The organism is Sodalis glossinidius str. 'morsitans', assembly GCF_000010085.1.
Classification (GTDB): Bacteria; Pseudomonadota; Gammaproteobacteria; order Enterobacterales; family Enterobacteriaceae; genus Sodalis; species Sodalis glossinidius.
On sequence record NC_007712.1, the window covers coordinates 3,037,116 to 3,057,750 of the forward strand.

Consider the following 20,635-nt stretch of genomic DNA (forward strand, 5'->3'; position numbering starts at 1 on the left):
CCAACATCGTTACCGGCTGCACGACAGGCAGAGCCGCAAACCCCTGTGCAGTGCCTCTGCGCCGACCATAAGCCGGCGCAGAATAACCTATGCGCGTTAGCCCAGTTGCTTGCGCGCGTTGCGGAACAGCCTCATCCAGGGCCCGTCCTCGCCCCACTCCGCAGGGTGCCAGGAGTGGCTGACAGTGCGGAAAACCCGTTCAGGATGCGGCATGGTCAGGGTAACGCGTCCACTGGCGTTGGTTACAGCGGTGATTCCGTTAGGTGAGCCGTTGGGGTTGGCGGGATAGTTTTCGGTAACCTTGCCATAGTTGTCCACATAGCGCAGGGCCACCAGGCCCGCATGCTCAATCGCGGCCAGATGCGCCGCGTCGCGCACCTCCACCCGCCCTTCGCCGTGGGAAACGGCGATAGGCAGACGGGAACCGACCATGCCCTGCAACAGCAGCGACTGGCTCTGCGTCACCTCCACCAGGCTGAACCGCGCCTCAAAGCGCTCGGACTTGTTGCGCACGAAACGGGGCCACAGCTCCGCGCCAGGGATCAGTTCGCGCAAATTGGACATCATCTGACATCCATTGCAGACCCCGAGCGCCAGGGTTTGGGGACGGTGGAAAAAAGCCTCGAACTCATCGCGCACCCGCAGGTTAAACAAGACTGACTTCGCCCAACCTTCCCCGGCGCCCAACACATCGCCGTAGGAGAAACCGCCGCAGGCCACCAGCGTATGGAAACCCTCAAGGGTTTGCACACCGGTGAACAGATCGCTCATATGCACATCGATAGCCTCAAACCCGGCACGGTGAAAAGCGGCCGCCATCTCCACATGGGAGTTCACACCTTGCTCCCGCAGCACGGCGACTTTCGGCCGCGCGCCTTTGGCGATAAACGGCGCAGCGATATCATCCTTAGGATCAAAGCTCAAGGCCACCGTCAGGCCCGGATCGTTGTCGTCCTGACGGGAGGCGTGTTCCTGATCGGCGCTTTCGGGATTGTCACGCAGCCGCTGCATCTGCCAACTGGTTTCTGCCCACCAGGTTCTCAGGGTGGTACGGCTTTCACTGTACAGCGAACGCTCGCCAGCGCGCAGGATAAAACGGTCGCCGGGCTGGGCCGTGCCAAGATAGTGCAGGCAGTCCGCCAGCCCCTCCTGGTGGAAAAGCGCCGTAATCGCGTCGCGATCGGCCTCGTCGATCTGGATTACTGCCCCCAGCTCTTCATTAAACAGGGCGGCCAGCGCATCATCCCCCAGCGGGCCAATGTCGGCATCGATACCGCAGTGGCCGGCAAACGCCATTTCCGCCAGCGTCACCAACAAGCCGCCATCGGCGCGGTCGTGATAGGCCAAAAGCCACCCTTGCGCCACCAGTTGTTGCATGACGCGGAAAAAGGCGGCCAGCTGACCGGCGTCGCGCACGTCAGAGGTTTCATCCCCGAGCTGGCGATAAACCTGCGCCAGGGCAGTGGCGCCCAACGCATGATGGCCGGCACCCAGATCGATGAGCAACAGCACATTATCGCGCGCCGGCTGCAATTGCGGCGTCACGGTAGCGCGTACATCCTCCACGCGGGCGAAGGCGGTGATGACTAGCGACAGCGGCGCCGTCATTTCCCGTGATTCGGCCCCGTGCTGCCAGCGGGTTTTCATCGACATGGAATCTTTACCCACCGGGATGGTGAGCCCCAGCGCCGGACAGAGCTCCTCGCCCACCGCTTTCACCGCCTGATACAGGCCGGCATCTTCACCGGGATGACCCGCGGCGGCCATCCAGTTGGCGGAGAGTTTCACCCGCTTGATATCACCGATATGCGTAGCGGCCAGGTTAGTCAGCGCCTCGCCTACCGCCAGACGGGCGGAGGCGGCAAAATTCAGCAGCGCAACCGGCGCCCGCTCACCCAGCGACATCGCTTCGCCGTAATAACTGTCCAGGCTGGCGGTGGTCACGGCGCAATCCGCCACCGGCACCTGCCACGGGCCGACCATTTGATCGCGCGCGACCATCCCGGTCACGCTACGATCCCCAATGGTGATAAGGAAGGTTTTTTCCGCCACCGCCGGCAAATGCAACACGCGGTTAATCGCCTCGGCAAGCTTGATGCCATCGCGGTTCAGCGGGAAGCCGGCGGCCTGCAGGCTGACGGCTTCCCGCTGCATCTTCGGCGTCTTGCCGAGCAAGACATCCAGCGGCAAATCTATCGGCCGGTTGTCGTAATGCGCGTCGTCCAGGCTGAGATGCAACGCGTCGGTCGCCTCGCCTATCACCGCATAGGGCGCGCACTCACGGCGGCAAATGGCGTCAAATTCCGCCAGCCGCTCAGGGGCGACAGCCATAACGTAGCGCTCCTGTGATTCATTACACCAGACTTCCAGCGGGCTCATGCCCGGCTCGTCGTTGGGGATCTCGCGCAACTGAAAACGCCCGCCGCGTCCGCCGTCGCTGACCAACTCCGGCATGGCGTTTGACAGACCGCCGGCGCCCACGTCATGGATAAACAGAATCGGGTTTTCTTCCCCCCGTTGCCAGCAGCGGTCGATGACTTCCTGACAGCGGCGTTCCATTTCAGGATTGTCGCGCTGCACCGAGGCGAAATCCAAATCGGCATCGGACTGACCGGAAGCCATAGACGAGGCCGCGCCGCCGCCAAGGCCGATATTCATCGCCGGACCGCCCAAAACGATAAGCTTGGCGCCCACGCTGATTTCACCTTTTTGCACGTGCGACGCGCGAATATTGCCAATGCCGCCGGCCAGCATGACGGGCTTATGGTAACCGCGCAGCTCCACACCGTTATGGCTGTCCACGCGCTCTTCATAGGTGCGGAAATAGCCGGTCAGCGCCGGACGGCCGAATTCGTTATTGAACGCCGCGCCTCCCAGGGGGCCGTCAGTCATGATATCCAGTGCGCTGACAATACGCTCGGGGCGGCCGAAGTCTTCTTCCCAGGGCTGTTCAAAACCGGGAATACGTAAATTGGAAACCGAGAACCCGACCAGACCGGCTTTCGGCTTGGCGCCGCGACCGGTGGCGCCTTCATCGCGGATTTCACCGCCGGAACCGGTGGCCGCGCCGGGCCAGGGCGAGATGGCGGTCGGATGGTTATGGGTTTCGACCTTCATCAAGATATGCGTCGCTTCCTGATGATAGTCATAGCGCCCCGCCTGCGCGTCGGGGAAGAAACGCCCTACCGCCGATCCCTCCATCACCGAGGCATTGTCCTTGTAGGCCGACAACACATATTCGGGGGTCTGCTCGAAGGTGTTTTTAATCATTTTGAACAGTGACTTGGCCTGCGGCTGGCCGTCGATCACCCAATCGGCGTTGAAAATTTTATGCCTGCAATGCTCGGAGTTGGCCTGAGCGAACATATACAGCTCGACATCGCTGGGGTTACGCCCCAAGCGGGTGAACGCCGCGAACAAATAGTCGATTTCGTCCTGCGCCAGCGCCAGACCCAGCGCCAGATTTGCCGCCTCCAGCGCGCCGCGCCCCTCGCCCAAAACGTCCACCAGCGTTACCGGCGCCGGCGCGTGCTGGGCAAAGAGCGCCGCTGCCTCCTCCAGGCGGGTGAATACCGTTTCCATCATCCTGTCGTGCAACAGGGCGGCGAGGTACCCCCACTGCGGCTCACTTAATTGAGGCGCCTGAATATAATAGGCCAGACCGCGTTCCAGACGTTTTATCTGCGGCAGTCCGCAGTTGTGGGCAATATCGGTCGCCTTTGACGACCAGGGAGAGCGCGTACCGGGCCGGGGTGTGACCAGCAGCAGCCGCCCTTGCGGCTGATGTTCAGCGAGAGAGGGACCGTATTTCAACAGCCGCTGCAGCCGGCTTAACGCATCCTCGTCAAGCGCGGCGCTGACATCGGCGAAGTGGATGTATTCGGCATAGATATCGTCGACCGCCAGTCGGGCGTCCCGGCAGCGAACCAGCAGCTTATTAATGCGAAATGCGGACAGGGCGGGCGAACCACGCAATATTTCCATAGTAACAGATCTCTCGTCTTTGAACCGTTGGCCGCAGGTGTGTGGCTCGACCATTCATGGGGCGCAACAACAGGGGAAAACGCGCGTCATTATAGAGAATCCCGGCTGCGGACGAAACCGTTTACGCAGTTATTCTTTCATCCTTTATTTCCCCTCGCCCGGGCGCGGACATGCATCAATCTTGTTGCACGTTGGTGATTTTTTGCGCAAAATGCCCTCCTGTTAGGAGAAAAAACCATAATAATGTTGCCGTTAACGACAGCGAGGCCTGCCTCCGGCACGAGATAACGCTTTGAAGCGATTTAAATTAAATTATTTTATCATCGGCCTTATCGCCATTTTGCTCACCTGGTCCCTCTGGACTACCGTCCCTTGGCGAAACGCCCATCAGGATAACCTGGCGGCCATTAAAGCGCGCGGCGAACTTCGTATCAGCACCCTTGACGCGCCGCTGAGCTATTATAGCGTCAATAATCAACCGTCGGGCTTTGATTACGACCTGGCGCAACGCTTTGCCGATTACCTTGGCGTTACCCTCAAGGTACGCGTGCGCAGCAACCTGAATCAGCTGTTTGACGATCTGGAAAATGACAACGCCGATATCCTGGCGGCCAGCCTGATTTACAATGCCGAGCGATTGAACCGATTCACTGTCGGTCCCTCCTATTACTCGGTTTCGCAGCAGCTGGTGTATCGCCTGGGCCAGCCGCGGCCGAAAAATCTGGGCGATTTGCGCGGGCGGCTTGCGGTGGCGTCAGGTTCGGCGCAAATCACCCAACTTCGGCAGTTGAAAAAGAAGCAGTATCCGCAGCTCGCCTGGGAGGTATCCTCCGATCTCAGCAGCCGGTCGCTGCTGGAAAAAGTCGCCGATGGCAAGCTGGACTATACGCTGGCCGACTCGGCCAGCGTCGGGCTGCTGCAGCGTGTACATCCGCAGTTGGCGGTGGCATTTGACATTACCGAGGAAAAGCCGGTCACCTGGTATCTCCGGCGTAGCGATAGCGAGGGGCTATCGGCCGCGCTGCTGGATTTCTTCAGCCAATTGAACGACAACGGCATCATGGCGCGGCTGGAGGAAAAATATCTCGGTCACGTTGGCGGGTTTGATTATGTCGATACCAAAACTTTCCTTAACGCTATCGATGCCACCTTGCCGGCGCTGCAGCCGCTGTTTGAACGGTATGCCCACGATATCGACTGGAAGTTACTGGCGGCCATTTCCTATCAGGAATCCCATTGGGATCCGCTGGCCACTTCGGCCACGGGGGTACGCGGGCTGATGATGCTTACCCGTCCCACCGCCGATAGTCTGGGAATCGGTGACAGAACCAATGCGGAACAAAGCGTGCGCGGAGGCGCCCTTTATCTGTCGCGTATGATGCAGCGTTTGCCGGACACCATCCCCGAGGATGAAAAGATCTGGTTTGCCCTAGCGGCTTATAATATGGGCTATGCCCATATGCTGGACGCACGCGCCTTGACGGCAAAGCAGCAGGGCAATGCCGACAGCTGGGTCGATGTGAAGCTGCGATTGCCGATGCTGAGCCAGCCGCGCTACTACAAGCAAACCCTTTACGGTTATGCCCGCGGCCAGCAGGCGTATAATTACGTGGAAAACATCCGCCGCTATGAAATCAGCCTGGTAGGCTACCTGCAGGAAAAAGAGAAAAAGGCGGCCCAGCTTGCGGACTAGAATGCCGATCCCGTCAACGCCTACCCGGTCGTAACAACGGAAGATCTGCGCGCGCTGGCGCCGGCCAGCACTGTCGTGGCCCCCTGACGGCGCTACGGACGCCACCGAGCAAAACCGATTCCGTTACGAGCGGCGGCGCTGCTGCGCCATTACTGGGGTTCGTCCGGCTTGGATCGTTTAACGCCGTTAACAGGGGCCATCTGGCAGTTTCAGCGCCTGCCGCTGCGCTTTTTGCTGCGCCCGGCGGCGGCGGAAAAAATCGCTGAGCTGGGCGGCACACGCCTGCGCCAACATATCGCCGGTAAGCTCAATCCGATGATTCATACCCGGATGACCGAGTACATCCATGAGAGATCCCGCTGCGCCGGTTTTCTCGTCCCGCGCGCCGAACACCAGGCGGCCGATACGGGCGTGGATCATCGCACCCGCGCACATCACGCACGGTTCCAGGGTCACGTACAAGGTCGCCTTCAGCAAACGATAATTACCCGCCTGCTGCCCCCCCTGGCGCAGCGCCATGATTTCGGCATGGGCGGTGGGATCGTGATGGCCGATGGAACGGTTCCAGCCTTCGCCGATAATCGCGCCATTTAGCACCAGGACCGCACCGACCGGCACCTCGCCTTCGGCTTCAGCGCGCCCGGCCAACATCAGGGCGTGACGCATCCAAACTTCATCGCTGCAGCGCTCGCTCATGACCGCCCTCTCCGCTGATAACCGCCGCGGATTATACCGGCCCGGGTAAAGAGAAGGAAGGCAGAATCAATCCAGCTGCTTGAGTTGGCCGTCATGTGTTACCCGCCAGCGGTATTGGCAAAAATAAAGCAGCGGACTGTCATAAATGCTATCGCTATAGCCGCTGTATAATTTTAACGGGATGCCCAATTCGCGCTCCAACTGCGCCACTTTCTCATGCCCGAGACAGCGCAGCGTCAGTATCCAGCCGCCGTAACGCCGGTGCATCCGGCTGCCGATAAGCCGCACCTGCGGCAAAAATACCGCGTCGTGGTAAACCTTCTCTACCAGCGACTCTGGCGAGCCGGTAATCAGCCACACCTGGGCGTCGTGACTGGCGAGATAGTCGTCCAGGCGCGCCAGCACCTGCGGGAAACGCCGCACGCGTCGGCGGAAAACAGCCGCAAACCGCGCCTCCAAGGCCTGCAACCTCGCCTCGCTGTGGCCGAAGGTAATCGACCACAGCAGCAGGCTCATCGGCCAGCGGGCCGAACGGCCCTTGACCAGCAGTCCAAGCGCCACCACCGGCAGAACGGGGATCACCAATACGACATTCAGCGGCAGATGCGCAAGCAGATAGCGCAGAAAGCAGCCAAACATATCCTGTTGATGTAGCGTGCCGTCCAAATCAAAAAACACAACGCGCCGGGCGGTTGGGTTATTCAAAAGCTACTCCTCCGGATCTCTAAATCCAATCAGCCATGTAAAGATAAATCCCGCCACCACGGAAGCCGCCCACCCCAGCAGATAGACTGCGACCTTTCCGGTGACGATAGTCAGCGCCAGCGGCACTCCCGACAGGCCAAAGGTAATAAGCGTCGCCACCTTGAGATAATTTATCACCGCCCCACCGAGGCAGGCGGCGACAAACGGGCGTCCCAGAGGCAACGTGAAGCCGAAAATCAGCGGCTCGCCAATGACGCGCCCACCTGCCCTACCCCGGCCATGGCCAGGATCGGCAGCAGTGGATTCACGCCGTGGGCTTGGATAAGCTCCACGTGCAGCGGCACCATCCCCTGATGCAGGCCGGTCAGCACCAGCGGCAAAAAGCTTCCCGCCAGCACTGCCCCGACCGCCATGCCGCCCCGGTCAATCGCCACATTCACCCCGTGGGCGATAGCGTCCGAAATAGCCTCGCCGAGCGGTTGTAACACCACTATCGCCAGCGATGCAGTTATCAGTGTATTCAGAAGCGGATTAACTATCAGCTCAATCGACTCCGGTAAGCGACGCCTCAACGCTTTTTACACCCAGCACATCAGGGCCACTACCAGCAAGACGGCAATAACGCCTCCGCGACCGGGCTGTAGCGGCTCGTCGCAAAGCCGGATCTGCGCCAGGCCAGGGCTGCTCAGAATGGCGGCCATGACACCGCCCATGGCCTGGGAACCGCCGAACACCCGCGCCGCGTTCACCCCCACCAAAATAGTCATGATCGCGAATACTGCGCTGCCAAACAGCGCCAGCAGCCCGATCAAATTGGGATAGTGCCGCGCAATATCGCCGCTGAAATCCGAACACGTCAGAAGATTAACCAGCCCCGTAATGAGACCGGAGGCGATAAAGACCGGGATGAGCGGGATAAACACATTAGCCAGCTGACGCAAAGCGCCGCTGACGGGGTCGCGTATCGCGTTTTAATGCGCTCACGCGTTTGCGCCGCGCTATCCACCGACCTCGTACCGGACGATGCAGCCGGCGCGTCAGGCATAAGGCGGCGCATGGCGTCAACGATCTTCGCCGCGGCGCCCGGGCCGGCGAAGATCTGATGTTGCCGGCCCTGCATAAGATAGCCTTTAACGCCCTGAGCCCGTTGCAGCGCAGCCACATCAACGCGCCGGTCGTCGAGCACCTCCACCAGCACCCGGGTCATGCAGTTCTCAAGCCTCAGCACATTGTCCGCCCAGGCCGGCCAGCAGCGCGGCCGCTACGCTTTCGCTTTGATGCATTATGGGCTCCCGTCCCGTTAACGTTGGCGCACCGCCTGGCAGGAGACGCGAAGCTATCGTCCTTTTCACCGCGGGACACGCGGCGCGCCGTTATGTCGCGTCTGATTGCGAGGCTGCATTACACCGGCGGCTACTGAGGGCATACGCCTGCCGGCAGGTAACGCATGCCGCCCCGTTACGCGCTAATGTCGGCCAGCGCCGCCCGCGATAGCCTCCGTGCGCCACCAGCGCTTCAGCGGCGCTTTTGCCGCTAAGCAGCATCAGAATGGCCAGTTTAACTTCATAGTCGGTCTGCGCCAGGAGCTGCCGACGCCTGCTCCGCCTCGACCCCGAAAGCTTCGCAGACAATGCGGCAAGCGCGATCGCGTAACTTCGCATTGGTGGCCCGAACATCCACCATCAGGTTTTGATAGACCCTACCCAGCTTAACCATGGCGCCGGTGGAAATCATATTCAGCACCAGTTTTTGCGCGGTCCCGGACTTCATGCGCGTCGAGCCGGTCAGCACTTCAGGCCCCACTACCGGCGATATCGCGATGTCCGCCGCTTGGGCAATGAGCGAGTCGGGATTACAGGAAATCGCGACGGTGGCACAGCCCAACGCGCGGGCATAACGCAGCACACCCAACACATACGGCGTCCGGCCCGGCGCTGCCAGCCCTACCACCATATCGTCCTCCGCGCCTTCTACCGCCTTAAGCAGTGCGCCGGGGCCGCCGGCGCTCGATAAATAGCCGCAGCCACCGCCGGCAACTCGGCGGCGATAGCCTCAGGCACCAGCCGGTCCTGCTGGTTAAACAATGTCACCATCTTAAGCGTCGATAAGGTATCCAACGCCATCGAATCCGGATGACGTGTTTCCGATACTAATGCCCCTAAATTCATACAGCCACCGTTGAATTTTTAATTCAAATAATAAACACTATTATCGAATAGATAATCCTTGCAGGCGAGAGAAATCCCGCCGCCTGATAACAGGGAGCCTTGCCATCGTTTCGACACGACGGCGCGACGCCGAAGACCACCCCATAAGCAGTTTATTACGAATACGCCAGCTCTATCGCTCTTTGTCGCGCAATGATCAGAAATTGGCGGATTTTTTACTGCATCATACCGAAGAAGCGCGCCATCTCAGTTCCCAACGCGTGGCACAGATGACCGGCGTCAGCCAGTCAAACGTTAGTGAAATTCGCCCAGAAGCTGGGCTACAAGGGATTTACCGCGCTGAAGCTGGCGTTGAGCGAAGCGCTGGTCAACCGCCAGGAGCCCCCGTCGATACCGGTGCATACCAAATCCTCAGCGACGATCCTATCATGTTGTTTATGGGGCTGGTACAACAAGATCTGGCACACGCCCCGGACCGCATCCATCACAGTGAAGAGCTGGTCAAAAAACTGGCCTGAGAGCGTATCAACCCGCGCGGGCGCGCATTACGGCCTCATGCAGATTCAGCCGCTGGCTGGCGCTGAGATTGGGCAACGGAAACGCCAGCACCCCTCGGGCACGGTCACCGCCTGTATGGTCGTCACCTCGGTGCGCGGTAGGCGATAAGTCATGCTATAGCGGTAAAATGCCGTCATGCCGCTCTGGGTATAAGGATCGTCTCCCTGACCGCTCTGCGCGCATTGGGCGATAGTGGTACCACACTCTTTCTCCAGCGCGCCGCGCAATTGTTGTCTATCCTGGTCAAATAACGCCCGGTAAGCCGGAGCGTTGAGATAATCCGCTACATTGCGCTCCGCCACCATCCGCGATCCGATCACATCCAGCGGATAATGCACGCCCAGCACCAGTCGGGAATAGCCATATTTTGCGCCGCGATCGACCAGCGGGACAAAGCGTTCCGGGATCATTTCCACCAGCAATAACGCATCGGTATAACCGGTGTTGGTATGGCCGCTTGGAAATGCGCCGCCGTCGGCGGTGTAGGGATGATTGTCGCGCACCACAATGTCATCCGGTACCGGCAAGATGTGGTTGCCCGGGCGGAGGAACGGCCGCGGATAATTGAAATGTTTCTTCGCCGCCGAAGTGCTGACTTCGCTGGCTTTGATTAAGGCGGCCGCCTTACTGAGCTCCCTTTTATCATAGGCGTTGATAAAGTCCTCCCCCAGACGTGGTCCGAGCGCATCCGCCAGAAAATAGAGATAAGAAATGCCCTCCGCATCCACCAAGGCCTGCTGACGCACGCCGCGGGTCGCGTTTTGATTAATCAGACTCTGCTGCTGAACGGACGGCGAAAGGGCGTTGAAGCTTTCCAGCAGCGCGATGCCAGCTTGCTAATTGGCGGGGTAGGGCAAAATCATAGCCGCTCTGCCGCAGCCAGGCGCTGTCAGCCTGTTGCGCCGTTTGTTACGCATCGTCCAGATGGGCGCGGGTGACTTTGCCGCCATCGCCGGCGCAGAGTTTGCGGCAGGGTGGCATCTGCGACAGGCTGAGTCAGTACGCCATAAGGGATGAATAAAGCACACATCAGCGCGGAAAAGCGTAACAAAAACATGGGGAATTCCTTCTCAGCAAGGGGGAATACGAAGCTTTTGTCCATGTTATGCCCGTAATATGACGGTTTTATGTCAGTCTTTTGTCCTTAGCAACAGCAACAGGCGCGGCGGCGGTGATTAGGTTAAAGGCCGCCGGACAAGGTTTCTGCGACTGTCCGCCCACTTCAGCATTACCTTTGAAGTAAGGGGACAGTACTCTTTTACAGTGCGATGACGGGGCGAAAAGGTCGCCATGATTGGGGTTAACGAGTTTATATGCTACAGTGCGCGACACTCTCGCTCCTAATGAATTAAGGCGCGCAATCAAGCTTATACGCGTCTGCCTTTTACAGGCAAAAAACGGCGGCGGAGAGCAATTGTGGGTGGTGGTGGCGAGTTGCCGGACTGCGGTTAGCGCGTTAACCGCGTCCGGCCCACCGACGGTAAGCAGAGGAAAATCAATCAGACGCATTCACTCTCGTTGACTAATTAACATGGTTTGAATGGTAATTTGTTGAAATGTCATTACTTATCACTAAACGCTGCATCAATTGCGACATGTGCGAGCCGGAGTGCCCGAACGAAGCTATCAGCATGGGCGCGGAGTATTATCAGATCGACGCCGATCGCTGTACGGAATGCATCGGTCATTACGATCGCCCCACCTGCCAGCAGGTCTGCCCTATCGATAACACCATCATCGCCAATCCGCAGCGGGTGGAAAACAGCGATGCGCTGTGGGAAAAGTTTGTGCTGCACCACCACGCCGATCGTTTGTAGTCCGATAACGCCGCAAACCGCACGGGCGTCATCGCTCAAAAATGACCGTCGCGCAGGCATAGTGCCGCTCATCGGCCAAGGTAACGTGCATACCGGTAACGCCTAACCGATTGGCCAGCACCACCGCCTGATCAAACAACCGCAGCGAAGGTTTACCCAACGCATCATTGCAGACCTCGAACTGGGTAAAGGCCAGCCCATCACGGATACCGGTACCCAACGCCTTGGATGCCGCCTCTTTCACCGCAAAACGTTTGGCGAGAAACCGTACCAGCTGATTGTGCTGCTGATACTGCCGCCACTCATCGGGACTAAGGATCCGCCGCGCCAGCCGATCGCCGCTGCGAGAAACGACCGCCTCAATGCGTCCTATCTCGACGATATCGGTACCGATGCCGACAATCGCCATCAACTGCGCGCTTCACGCATCAGACGTTTCATGTCCCTCACCGCGTCCGCCAGGCCGCCAATGACGGCGCGGCTGATAATCGCGTGGCCGATGTTCAGCTCTTGCATCTGCGCCAACGCGGCCACCGGTTTGACATTGTGATAATCAAGCCCGTGGCCGGCATTGACTTTCAAACCCAGCTTGACGGCAAAGTCCGCGCCCTGACGGATACGGGCGAACTCTACCGCGCGGGAAACCTCGTCGGTCGCATCGGCATAGGCGCCGGTATGAATTTCAATATAGGGCGCGCCCACGTCCGCTGCCGCCGCAATTTGCCGCTCATCAGCGTCGATGAACAGCGACACCTGGATACCGGCAGCGCTTAAACAGGTCACGGCCTGGCGCAGCTTATCCGGCTGGCCGGCGACATCCAGCCCGCCTTCGGTGGTCACTTCCTGGCGCTTTTCCGGCACCAGACAGCAAAAATGCGGCGCCACATCGCAGGCGATAGAGATCATCTCTTCCGTCACCGCCATTTCCAGATTCATTCGGGTTTGAATCGTCTTGCGCAACAGTTGGACATCACGATCGGTAATATGCCGGCGGTCTTCGCGCAGATGCACGGTGATACCGTCAGCGCCCGCCTGCTCGGCGATAAAAGCCGCTTGAACCGGATCCGGCCACGCCACGCCGCGCGCATTGCGCAACGTCGCAATATGATCGATATTCACGCCCAGCAACAATTCAGACATCCCTTTCCCCTTACATTGGTAGGTATTGTGTCGCAGTGTAAACCAGCGCTGTAGCCCAGACCAGTTTATTGCTCGCCTTCGTCACCGTCAGACCCGTCTCCCCCCGCCTTGCGCGCGGCAGCCACGCCGGCGCTAGCCTGTGGGCGCCGGTCAAGAAACTGACGAAACAGCTCGTGGCTCTTTAACGGTTTGCCGCCTAAATAGGGTTTGAGCGCCATACGGGTGAACCGCTTGGCGGCGCGCAACGTATCAATATCGGGAAACTCCCCCTCTGCCAAGGCCCGCAGCTCTCGCCCGCTGAAGCTGTAGCGATCTAAAAGTACGCTGGCGGTAAAACCTTTCTCTTCCCGGTAACGGTAGGTCATCGCATCATCGACCGGCTCACCACTGCCGGCACAGTGGAGAAAATCGACGCCGTAACCCAAATGCGACAGCAACGCCAGCTCAAAGCGACGCAGGGCCGGCTCCGGCGAACCCGTGGCGCCCGCCAGCCATTGCAAACAGTGGAGGTAATCGTAAAACAGCTTAGAGTAATCGGTTTCATGGTCGAGCACGCGTGAGAGCAGCTCGTTGATATAGAGTCCGCTATACAGCATCAGACCGCTGAGCGGCAGCCCCAGCGAGACGGGCTCGGCGCTACGCAGGGTTTTTACTTCGCCGCGGCCGCTCCAGCGGGCCAGTAATGGCGTAAAAGGCTGTAGTACCCCTTTAAGCGCGGAGCGGCGGGAACGCGCGCCTTTGGCCAAAACGCGCACCCGCCCTTGCTGTTCGGTGAAAAAGTCCAGAAGCAGGCTGGTTTCGCTGTAAGGGCGAGCATGGAGTACGAAGGCGCGTTGCCAACCGTCCATCAGCGTTGCCTACAGATCGTCGACGTAGCCCAGACTGCGCAGAGCACGTTCATCATCGGCCCAGCCCGATTTCACCTTCACCCACAGTTCCAGATGCACCCGCGTCTCGAACATGGCTTCCATATCTTGCCGGGCTTCAATACTAATGGTCTTGATTTTGCTGCCCTTATTGCCGATAACCATCTTCTTCTGGCCCTCGCGCTCCACCAGAATAAGCCCATGTATGTCGTAACCGCCGCGATCGTTGCTGGCAAAACGCTCAATCTCTACCGTGACGGAATAGGGAAGCTCATCGCCCAGAAAACGCATCAGCTTTTCGCGTATAATTTCCGAAGCCATAAAACGTTGGGAACGGTCGGTAATGTAATCTTCCGGAAAATGGTGCACAGCTTCCGGCAGCGCTTTACGCACAATCCCGGCCAGGGTTTCAACGTTCATGCCGTTCTCGGCGCAGATTGGTACGATGTGATGAAACGAAATTTGCTGACTGAGGAACTGCATATGGGGCAGCAGTTGTTCTTTATCAGTCACGTTATCTACCTTGTTGATCGCCAACACGACCGGGCAGTTAACGTCATGCAGTTTGTTCACCACCATCTCATCGTCCGGCGTCCAGTGGGTGCCTTCCACCACGAAAATCACCAACTCCACGTCGCAGATGGAACTGCTGGCCGCGCGATTCATCAACCGGTTAATCGCCCGTTTCTCTTCAATATGCAGTCCCGGCGTGTCCACATAGATAGCTTGATATGGTCCTTCGGTGTGGATCCCCATGATGCGGTGGCGGGTGGTTTGCGGTTTGCGCGAAGTAATAGAGACCTTCTGCCCTAAAAACTGATTCAGCAGCGTGGATTTACCGACGTTCGGCCGGCCCACTATCGCCACAAACCCACAATAGGTCGTCTGTTCGCTCATTCAAGCTCCAACAATTTGAGTGCCTGCTCCGCCGCGGCCTGCTCGGCTTTACGACGGCTTGAGCCATTACCGACCACCGGCTGCGCCAGCCCGCTGACCTGGCAATGTATAGTAAACTCCTGATCGTGCGCCTCACCACGCACCTGCACCACCTGGTAAGTTGGCAGCGGCAAATGGCGTCCCTGGAGATATTCCTGCAATCGGGTTTTCGGGTCTTTTTGTTTATCGCCGGGGCTGATTTCATCCAGACGGGAGCGGTACCAGTCAAGAATCAACTTTTCGACGGTTCGGATATCGCTGTCCAGGAATACGCCGCCGATTAACGCTTCCACGGTGTCGGCTAAAATCGATTCACGGCGAAAACCGCCGCTTTTTAGCTCTCCCGGCCCCAGACGTAAACATTCGCCCAGCTCAAACTCACGCGCCATTTCCGCAAGCGTATTGCCGCGGACCAGCGTCGCGCGCATCCGGCTCATGTCGCCCTCGTCAACGCGGGGGAAACGCTGATAAAGCGCGTTGGCGATAACATAGCTCAGTATAGAATCGCCCAAAAATTCCAGCCGCTCATTATGTTTGCTACTAGCGCTGCGGTGCGTTAACGCCTGTAACAATAGATCGTGCTGTTGAAAAGTGTAGCCCAGTTTCTTCTGGAGCCTATTTGTTAAGATGGGATTCATGCGTTACAAATAACTCAACCATGCGTAAAAAAACCGCAGCAGACGGAACAGGTCTGGGATCAGCACGCCTGTCCAAAACTGTTTCGTTTGCAGTGGCTCCCTCGAAGGGAGCCAGCCTTTTATTACCTGAGAGGTATTCTACATCGGTAAGCGAAATAATGCTTCGCTAAAAAAGGAATTAATGAATGCCGCCAATACGGCTTAAGCGCACGCCTGTCGGCCATTGGCCTTCCTGCTTCTCGAAACTCATCCAGATAGCCGTCGCTTTACCCACCAGATTTCTTTCCGGTACGAAACCCCAAAAACGGCTATCGGCGCTATTATCCCGATTGTCGCCCATCATGAAATATTCCCCCTGGGGCACCACCCACTCCGCCAGCAAACTGCCCTGCTGTTGGTAATAAATCCCCAGTTGATCCTGTTTCCCCGGCACCATCAGAATGTTGTGCACTACGCCGCCCAACGATTCTTTACGCTGCGCCAGGCGTATGGCGCCGTCCACCTCCCGATCGGGCGGCACCTGCAGGAAGCCACTGCTGGCTTCGCCGTCACCGGTTGAATTAAAGGTTTGCTCAAAATCGCTCGGCGCGCGTTCGCTGTAAGTAATCGGCACCGCCGTGGCGCAATCCTGACCGCTGGCGCAGCCAGGCTGCACCGTTAAGCGCTTGTTGACAGGATCATAACTGACCCGGTCGCCCGGCAACCCTACAACACGTTTAATATAGTCCAGCTTGGGGTCAAGCGGGAATTTAAACACCACCACGTCGCCGCGTTTGGGATGGCCGGTTTCAATCAGGGTTGTATGGGTAATGGGATCTTTAATGCCGTAGGCAAATTTTTCCACCAGAATGAAATCACCGACCAGAAGCGTCGGCATCATCGATCCTGAGGGAATCTGAAACGGCTCGAAAATAAATGAGCGCACGACAAAGACCAGTAACAAGACCGGAAAAATCGACGCGCAGGTTTCAATCCAGCCCGGCTTATGGCTGACCTTTACCGCGACATCATTACCGGGCGTTCCCCCCACAGCTTCTGGTCGTTGCTGGCCGGGCTGCTGCCCCAGACGGCGGCGGGCAGGCGCAAGTTTAAAACGCTCCAAACACCAGAGGATCCCGGTGATAAGCGTCGCAATTGCCATTATCAAGGCAAACATATTGGCCATGCAATCTCCTCAAACTTATTTGCTGTCTTTACCCACATGCAGAATTGCCAGGAACGCTTCCTGCGGAAGCTCAACGTTACCTACCTGCTTCATGCGTTTTTTACCTTCTTTCTGCTTTTGCAGCAGCTTTTTCTTACGGCTCACGTCGCCGCCGTAGCATTTTGCCAGCACGTTTTTGCGCAGCTGCTTGACAGTGGAACGGGCAATAATATGGTTGCCGATGGCCGCCTGAATGGCGATATCAAACTGCTGGCGCGGGATGAGTTCCTGGAGCTTATCAACAAACTCGCGGCCACGGTACGGCGCATTATCCCGATGGGTAATCAGCGCCAGCGCATCGACCCGTTCGCCGTTAATCAGCACATCGACCCGCACCATGTCCGAGTTCTGAAAACGCTTGAACCCATAATCCAGCGAAGCATAACCGCGCGAGGTGGATTTCAGCCGGTCAAAGAAATCCAGTACCACTTCGACCATGGGGATCTCATAGGTCAGCGCCACCTGGCTGCCGTGGTAGACCATGTTGGTCTGAACGCCACGCTTCTCGATACATAGCGTGATGACATTACCCAGATAAGCCTGCGGCAGCAGCATATGACATTCGGCGACAGGTTCACGCAATTCGTTAATACCATTCAGCGGCGGCAGCTTGGAGGGGCTGTCTACGTATACCGTCGTGTTATCGGTCGTCAACACCTCATAAATCACCGTCGGCGCGGTGGTGATCAGATCAAGATCGTATTCACGCTCTAGCCGCTCCTGGATGATTTCCATATGCAGCAGGCCAAGAAAGCCGCAGCGAAAGCCGAAGCCGAGCGCGGTTGAACTTTCAGGCTCGTAAAACAGCGAGGCATCGTTGAGGCTGAGCTTGCCGAGGGCGTCGCGAAACGCCTCATAATCGTCGGAGCTCACCGGGAACAGACCGGCATAAACCTGCGGCTTCACTTTCTTGAAGCCCGGCAGCACTTTATCAGCCGGCTGACGCGCCAGCGTCAGAGTATCCCCCACCGGCGCGCCGTGAATATCTTTAATGGCACAGACCAGCCAGCCGACTTCGCCGCAGTTAAGCACCTCACGGTCGATACGTTTCGGGGTAAAAATACCCAGTCGGTCCGCGTTGTAAAGTTGACCGGTGCTCATTACCTTGATTTTGTCACCTTTGCGCAAGGTGCCGTTCTTAATACGCACCAGCGAGACCACGCCCAAATAATTATCGAACCAGGAGTCAATAATCAGCGCCTGCAAAGGTGCGGCTGGATCGCCTTCCGGCGGCGGGATATCGCGCACCAGCCGTTCGAGCACATCGGGTACGCCGACACCGGTTTTGGCCGAACAACGCACCGCGTCGGTGGCGTCAATGCCGACGATATCTTCGATTTCCTGCGCTACGCGATCGGGATCGGCGGCGGGCAGGTCGATTTTATTCAGCACCGGCACCACTTCCAAATCCATTTCCATCGCAGTGTAGCAGTTGGCCAGCGTCTGGGCCTCCACCCCTTGTCCGGCGTCCACCACCAGCAGCGCGCCTTCGCATGCCGCAAGCGATCGGGAAACTTCATAGGAGAAGTCCACATGCCCCGGGGTATCAATGAAATTCAGCTGATAAACCTGACCATCGGGCGCTTTATAGTCCAGCGTCACGCTTTGCGCTTTGATGGTAATACCGCGCTCACGCTCCAGATCCATGGAGTCCAGCACCTGAGCCGCCATTTCACGTTCGCTCAGACCACCACAGGTCTGTATCAGGCGGTCGGACAGCGTCGACTTGCCGTGATCGATATGGGCAATAATGGAGAAGTTGCGTATATTCTTCATTTTAATAAGTTTTTCTCTTAAACAGGCGCTCTAAGTCGTTCCGGTGGTCGCACTGCGGGGAACGTGACCCCTACGGCCCACAAAATAATGGACGCATCTTACACTGTCTGATGGAAGCAAGGAAGAATGGCGGGGGCCATTGCCGGGGGGCGTAGACCGCGCCACCGTTCAAGATGCGGCACTCCGGACGGTCGTCCCGACGGTGGCACAAGGCGTCTTGGCCCGCATAATTGCAAGCCGCCACACCGTCCCGAATACGGCAGGGGCCGAAACAAGCGCGCGCACCGCACGCCGTAGCGCCACGCCCAACCCTCAACGCCGCCGGGGCGCGAGCGTCAGTCCTGGACATGCAATGACGAAGGCGGCAGGGCCACCTGTAAAATCACCGGCTGATTGGCGCGCGTCTCAGATGTGTGGCGGGCCAGATAGCGCGCGCAAAGAAAACCGGCGACACCGCCCGCCACGCCGCCACAGGCGGCAGGCGGATCGGTATCAAGCATGCCTTGGAAAATCGCCTCGCCGCCGATAAGTCCCAGCAGCGGCAGCATATACACCAGAAAAGCGGAGCGCAGCAGGCTACCCTCATTGATACCCACCTCCACGCGCTGTCCCGGTACCAGCGGCAACGGGCTGGCGACCTCTAAATGATGCTGTGTGCCGGTTGCCATTTTGTCGAGAAGACGGGTACCGCAGCTTTGCCGGGCGTGGCAACTGCTGCACCCTTCACGCGTCTCGCAGCGCACCTGCGCAATGCCCTGCTGCCAGGTGACGACCGTAGCCCATTCTTTAATCATGGCTGCGCCTGGAAAACGACGCCGTCGGCGATACGCTTCGCCGTGGCCGGCGGCAGTTCGCCCACGACGGTGATTTCCCGGTTGCCGCGCTGTTCGGTATGGATAGTACGTCGCCCGGTGCGAATGAGACGTTCCCTATTGCCGGAATTAGTGACGGTATTCGCCTGGCCGACGTTCACCGAAAAGCTGAACAAGCCATCTGTATACAGCCTGGCCTCAATCGGTTCATTGATGCCAGGCAGCGTACGACGGCTGCGGGAGGCTTCGGACACGCCCACCGGCAACCAGTTAACGCGCCAGTCGAAATTGGCGGTGGTGGAGGCCGGCAACGCCAGCTGGGGCGGCAAGGTCACCTTTTCCAACCCGGCCATGCTGTTTTCGACCTGCTTATCGACGTTAAATGCGATGACGCGAAACTGTTCCAGCGCTTCGCCATCGCGATCCAGCAGATCGACGCGCAGCGGGAGTTTAGTGGCGGTATCAATCCAGACGATATAACTGAACCAGGTGCCGTCGCGCGCGACAACCCGCACCACCTCGCACAGACGATCGGCAATACGGGCGCGGCCCACAGGAATAAAATCGTAGAAGTGCGCCAAGCGTTCAAAATTGGCGTAGACAATCGAGGGAAGAGAATCAACGATGTGATCGCCCAGAAGGGTAAAAGGCTCCAGGCCGGGCTCGAAATAGCTGATCTCGCCGTTACGCTGGACAATCTCGCGGCGCGGACCGTCCATTTGCAGCAGCTGCGCCAACCGTTGTTTATCGATAACCACGTGGCGGTAGCGCAGCGAGTCGACGCCCAGCTTGCTGACCAGCACGTATGCATATTCATAGTCCAGCGTCTGGCTGGCCTGACTCATTTGCGCGAGCAACGCGCCGGATGAGGTGGTCTGAGCCGGCGCGTGGATGGAATAGAGCAGGCTGCCCGTCAACAAACACACGGCATACCAAAGTTGCTTCATTACTGCGGCTGCATTCCTAATGATTGCGTGCCCGGCACCGGCACGGCGGCCTGCTGCGCGTCTTGCTGATCGAACTGTAGAGTATCAGCATGCAGGCGACGCTGCAGCTCATAGTCCTGCAAAATGGCGTTGATGCGCCTGCGCTGTTCCTGAACCTGCATCTCCTGATTGCCGTTATCCACCCCGGCGCCGTTGGCCGAAGGGACGCCAAGACTGACCGGCGACGCCTGGCCCATCATCGGCAAAGTATTGAATACGGGGTTTTCTGGCTGACTGCTGTCCTGACCGACGCCCTGCTGGGTATTGTAATGCTGCACGCAGACGATAACCGCCAGTGAGACGCAGGCCGCGACGCCGATTTGGGTAAGGTGTGACGCGACGCCTAACCGGGCAACGCGCGAGGTAAAGGGCCGTGCCTTGCGCCAGAACGGTGAGCGGTGCCAGGCGTCCGGCGTCGGCTGCGATTCCGTTACGGCCTGCGGCGCGATACGCACCGGCTCTTCGGCAATGGCGGCGGCCACACGATCGGCAATATCGAGGTGAAGAACTTCGCTCGCGTCACCGCGCATTACGTCGCGAATGAGGTGATACCGTTGCCAGCTTTGCTGCAACTTAACATCCCTGGACAAATCGTTAAACAGTTCGCTGTCAAACGATTCCCCATCCATCAGAGCGGAAAGCTTTTCATTGTGCAT

The 20,635-nt window shown here is 58.4% G+C and carries 17 protein-coding genes and 3 pseudogenes; 3 read left to right on the plus strand and 17 right to left on the minus strand.

Features of this window, described 5'->3' with window-relative positions; all coding sequences use genetic code 11:
- Positions 1-96 precede the first annotated feature (96 nt).
- Positions 97-3,957: a phosphoribosylformylglycinamidine synthase gene (purL, locus tag SGP1_RS16150; protein ID WP_424141178.1), complete on the minus strand. Its 3,861-nt coding sequence runs from the start codon at positions 3,955-3,957 to the stop codon at positions 97-99.
- Positions 3,958-4,276: 319 nt separating this feature from the next.
- Here purL and mltF point away from each other — a divergent pair, with 319 nt between their 5' ends.
- The gene (mltF, locus tag SGP1_RS16155; RefSeq protein ID WP_011411603.1) at positions 4,277-5,677 is read left to right on the plus strand and encodes a membrane-bound lytic murein transglycosylase MltF; all 1,401 of its coding nucleotides are present in this window, start codon (positions 4,277-4,279) and stop codon (positions 5,675-5,677) included.
- A gap of 186 nt (positions 5,678-5,863) precedes the next feature.
- Here the strand turns inward: mltF and tadA are convergent, their stop codons facing one another.
- The 4 genes and pseudogenes from tadA to SGP1_RS27950 all read right to left on the minus strand — a co-directional run.
- Complete coding sequence (gene tadA / locus SGP1_RS16160) at positions 5,864-6,373, minus strand: tRNA adenosine(34) deaminase TadA (RefSeq protein WP_011411604.1); 510 nt, start codon at positions 6,371-6,373, stop codon at positions 5,864-5,866.
- Between the two features lie 66 nt (positions 6,374-6,439).
- Entirely contained in the window at positions 6,440-7,078 is a 639-nt protein-coding gene (yfhb, locus tag SGP1_RS16165; protein WP_011411605.1) for a phosphatidylglycerophosphatase C, read from the minus strand.
- Positions 7,079-7,081: 3 nt separating this feature from the next.
- A pseudogene (locus tag SGP1_RS16170) lies at positions 7,082-8,361 on the minus strand (PTS transporter subunit EIIC).
- A 207-nt stretch (positions 8,362-8,568) separates the two neighbouring features.
- Positions 8,569-9,246: pseudogene (locus SGP1_RS27950) on the minus strand (N-acetylmuramic acid 6-phosphate etherase); the annotation flags it as partial.
- A 143-nt stretch (positions 9,247-9,389) separates the two neighbouring features.
- On the opposite strand from SGP1_RS27950, the pseudogene SGP1_RS31230 reads away from it, so the two are divergent.
- Positions 9,390-9,680: pseudogene (locus SGP1_RS31230) on the plus strand (MurR/RpiR family transcriptional regulator); the annotation flags it as partial.
- A 129-nt stretch (positions 9,681-9,809) separates the two neighbouring features.
- On the opposite strand, the gene SGP1_RS16185 reads toward SGP1_RS31230, so the two are convergent.
- Together SGP1_RS16185 and SGP1_RS34110 are read right to left on the minus strand one after the other, a co-directional pair.
- Positions 9,810-10,550: an acid phosphatase gene (locus SGP1_RS16185; RefSeq protein WP_050747760.1), complete on the minus strand. Its 741-nt coding sequence runs from the start codon at positions 10,548-10,550 to the stop codon at positions 9,810-9,812.
- Between the two features lie 379 nt (positions 10,551-10,929).
- Positions 10,930-11,313: a hypothetical protein gene (locus SGP1_RS34110; protein WP_148203548.1), complete on the minus strand. Its 384-nt coding sequence runs from the start codon at positions 11,311-11,313 to the stop codon at positions 10,930-10,932.
- A 47-nt stretch (positions 11,314-11,360) separates the two neighbouring features.
- Here SGP1_RS34110 and SGP1_RS16190 point away from each other — a divergent pair, with 47 nt between their 5' ends.
- Positions 11,361-11,621: a YfhL family 4Fe-4S dicluster ferredoxin gene (locus SGP1_RS16190; RefSeq protein ID WP_011411606.1), complete on the plus strand. Its 261-nt coding sequence runs from the start codon at positions 11,361-11,363 to the stop codon at positions 11,619-11,621.
- Between the two features lie 28 nt (positions 11,622-11,649).
- Here SGP1_RS16190 and acpS read toward each other — a convergent pair whose 3' ends face one another.
- From acpS to rseA, 10 genes are all read right to left on the minus strand, one after another.
- Positions 11,650-12,030, minus strand: coding sequence for a holo-ACP synthase (acpS, locus tag SGP1_RS16195; protein WP_011411607.1), 381 nt, complete (start codon positions 12,028-12,030; stop codon positions 11,650-11,652).
- Positions 12,030-12,761, minus strand: coding sequence for a pyridoxine 5'-phosphate synthase (gene pdxJ / locus SGP1_RS16200; protein WP_011411608.1), 732 nt, complete (start codon positions 12,759-12,761; stop codon positions 12,030-12,032). Before pdxJ ends, acpS begins: the two co-directional genes overlap by 1 nt.
- Positions 12,762-12,826: 65 nt before the next feature.
- A complete protein-coding gene (gene recO / locus SGP1_RS16205; protein WP_011411609.1) occupies positions 12,827-13,609 on the minus strand; it encodes a DNA repair protein RecO in 783 nt (260 codons plus the stop codon).
- Positions 13,610-13,618: 9 nt separating this feature from the next.
- The gene (gene era / locus SGP1_RS16210) at positions 13,619-14,524 is read right to left on the minus strand and encodes a GTPase Era (protein WP_011411610.1); all 906 of its coding nucleotides are present in this window, start codon (positions 14,522-14,524) and stop codon (positions 13,619-13,621) included.
- On the minus strand, positions 14,521-15,201 hold the full coding sequence (gene rnc, locus SGP1_RS16215; protein WP_011411611.1) for a ribonuclease III: 681 nt from the start codon (positions 15,199-15,201) through the stop codon (positions 14,521-14,523). The genes era and rnc overlap by 4 nt, the downstream gene beginning before the upstream one ends.
- A 178-nt stretch (positions 15,202-15,379) precedes the next feature.
- Positions 15,380-16,366 carry a signal peptidase I gene (gene lepB, locus SGP1_RS16220; RefSeq protein WP_011411612.1) on the minus strand — a complete coding sequence of 329 codons (987 nt, stop codon included), beginning with the start codon at positions 16,364-16,366 and terminating at the stop codon, positions 15,380-15,382.
- A 15-nt stretch (positions 16,367-16,381) separates the two neighbouring features.
- On the minus strand, positions 16,382-18,181 hold the full coding sequence (lepA, locus tag SGP1_RS16225) for a translation elongation factor 4 (RefSeq protein ID WP_011411613.1): 1,800 nt from the start codon (positions 18,179-18,181) through the stop codon (positions 16,382-16,384).
- 335 nt (positions 18,182-18,516) lie between these two features.
- A complete protein-coding gene (gene rseC / locus SGP1_RS16230) occupies positions 18,517-18,975 on the minus strand; it encodes a SoxR-reducing system protein RseC (protein ID WP_011411614.1) in 459 nt (152 codons plus the stop codon).
- Positions 18,972-19,940 (minus strand): sigma-E factor regulatory protein RseB, encoded by a 969-nt coding sequence (rseB, locus tag SGP1_RS16235; protein ID WP_011411615.1) that lies wholly within the window; start codon positions 19,938-19,940, stop codon positions 18,972-18,974. The genes rseC and rseB overlap by 4 nt, the downstream gene beginning before the upstream one ends.
- Complete coding sequence (gene rseA / locus SGP1_RS16240; RefSeq protein ID WP_011411616.1) at positions 19,940-20,635, minus strand: anti-sigma-E factor RseA; 696 nt, start codon at positions 20,633-20,635, stop codon at positions 19,940-19,942. Before rseA ends, rseB begins: the two co-directional genes overlap by 1 nt.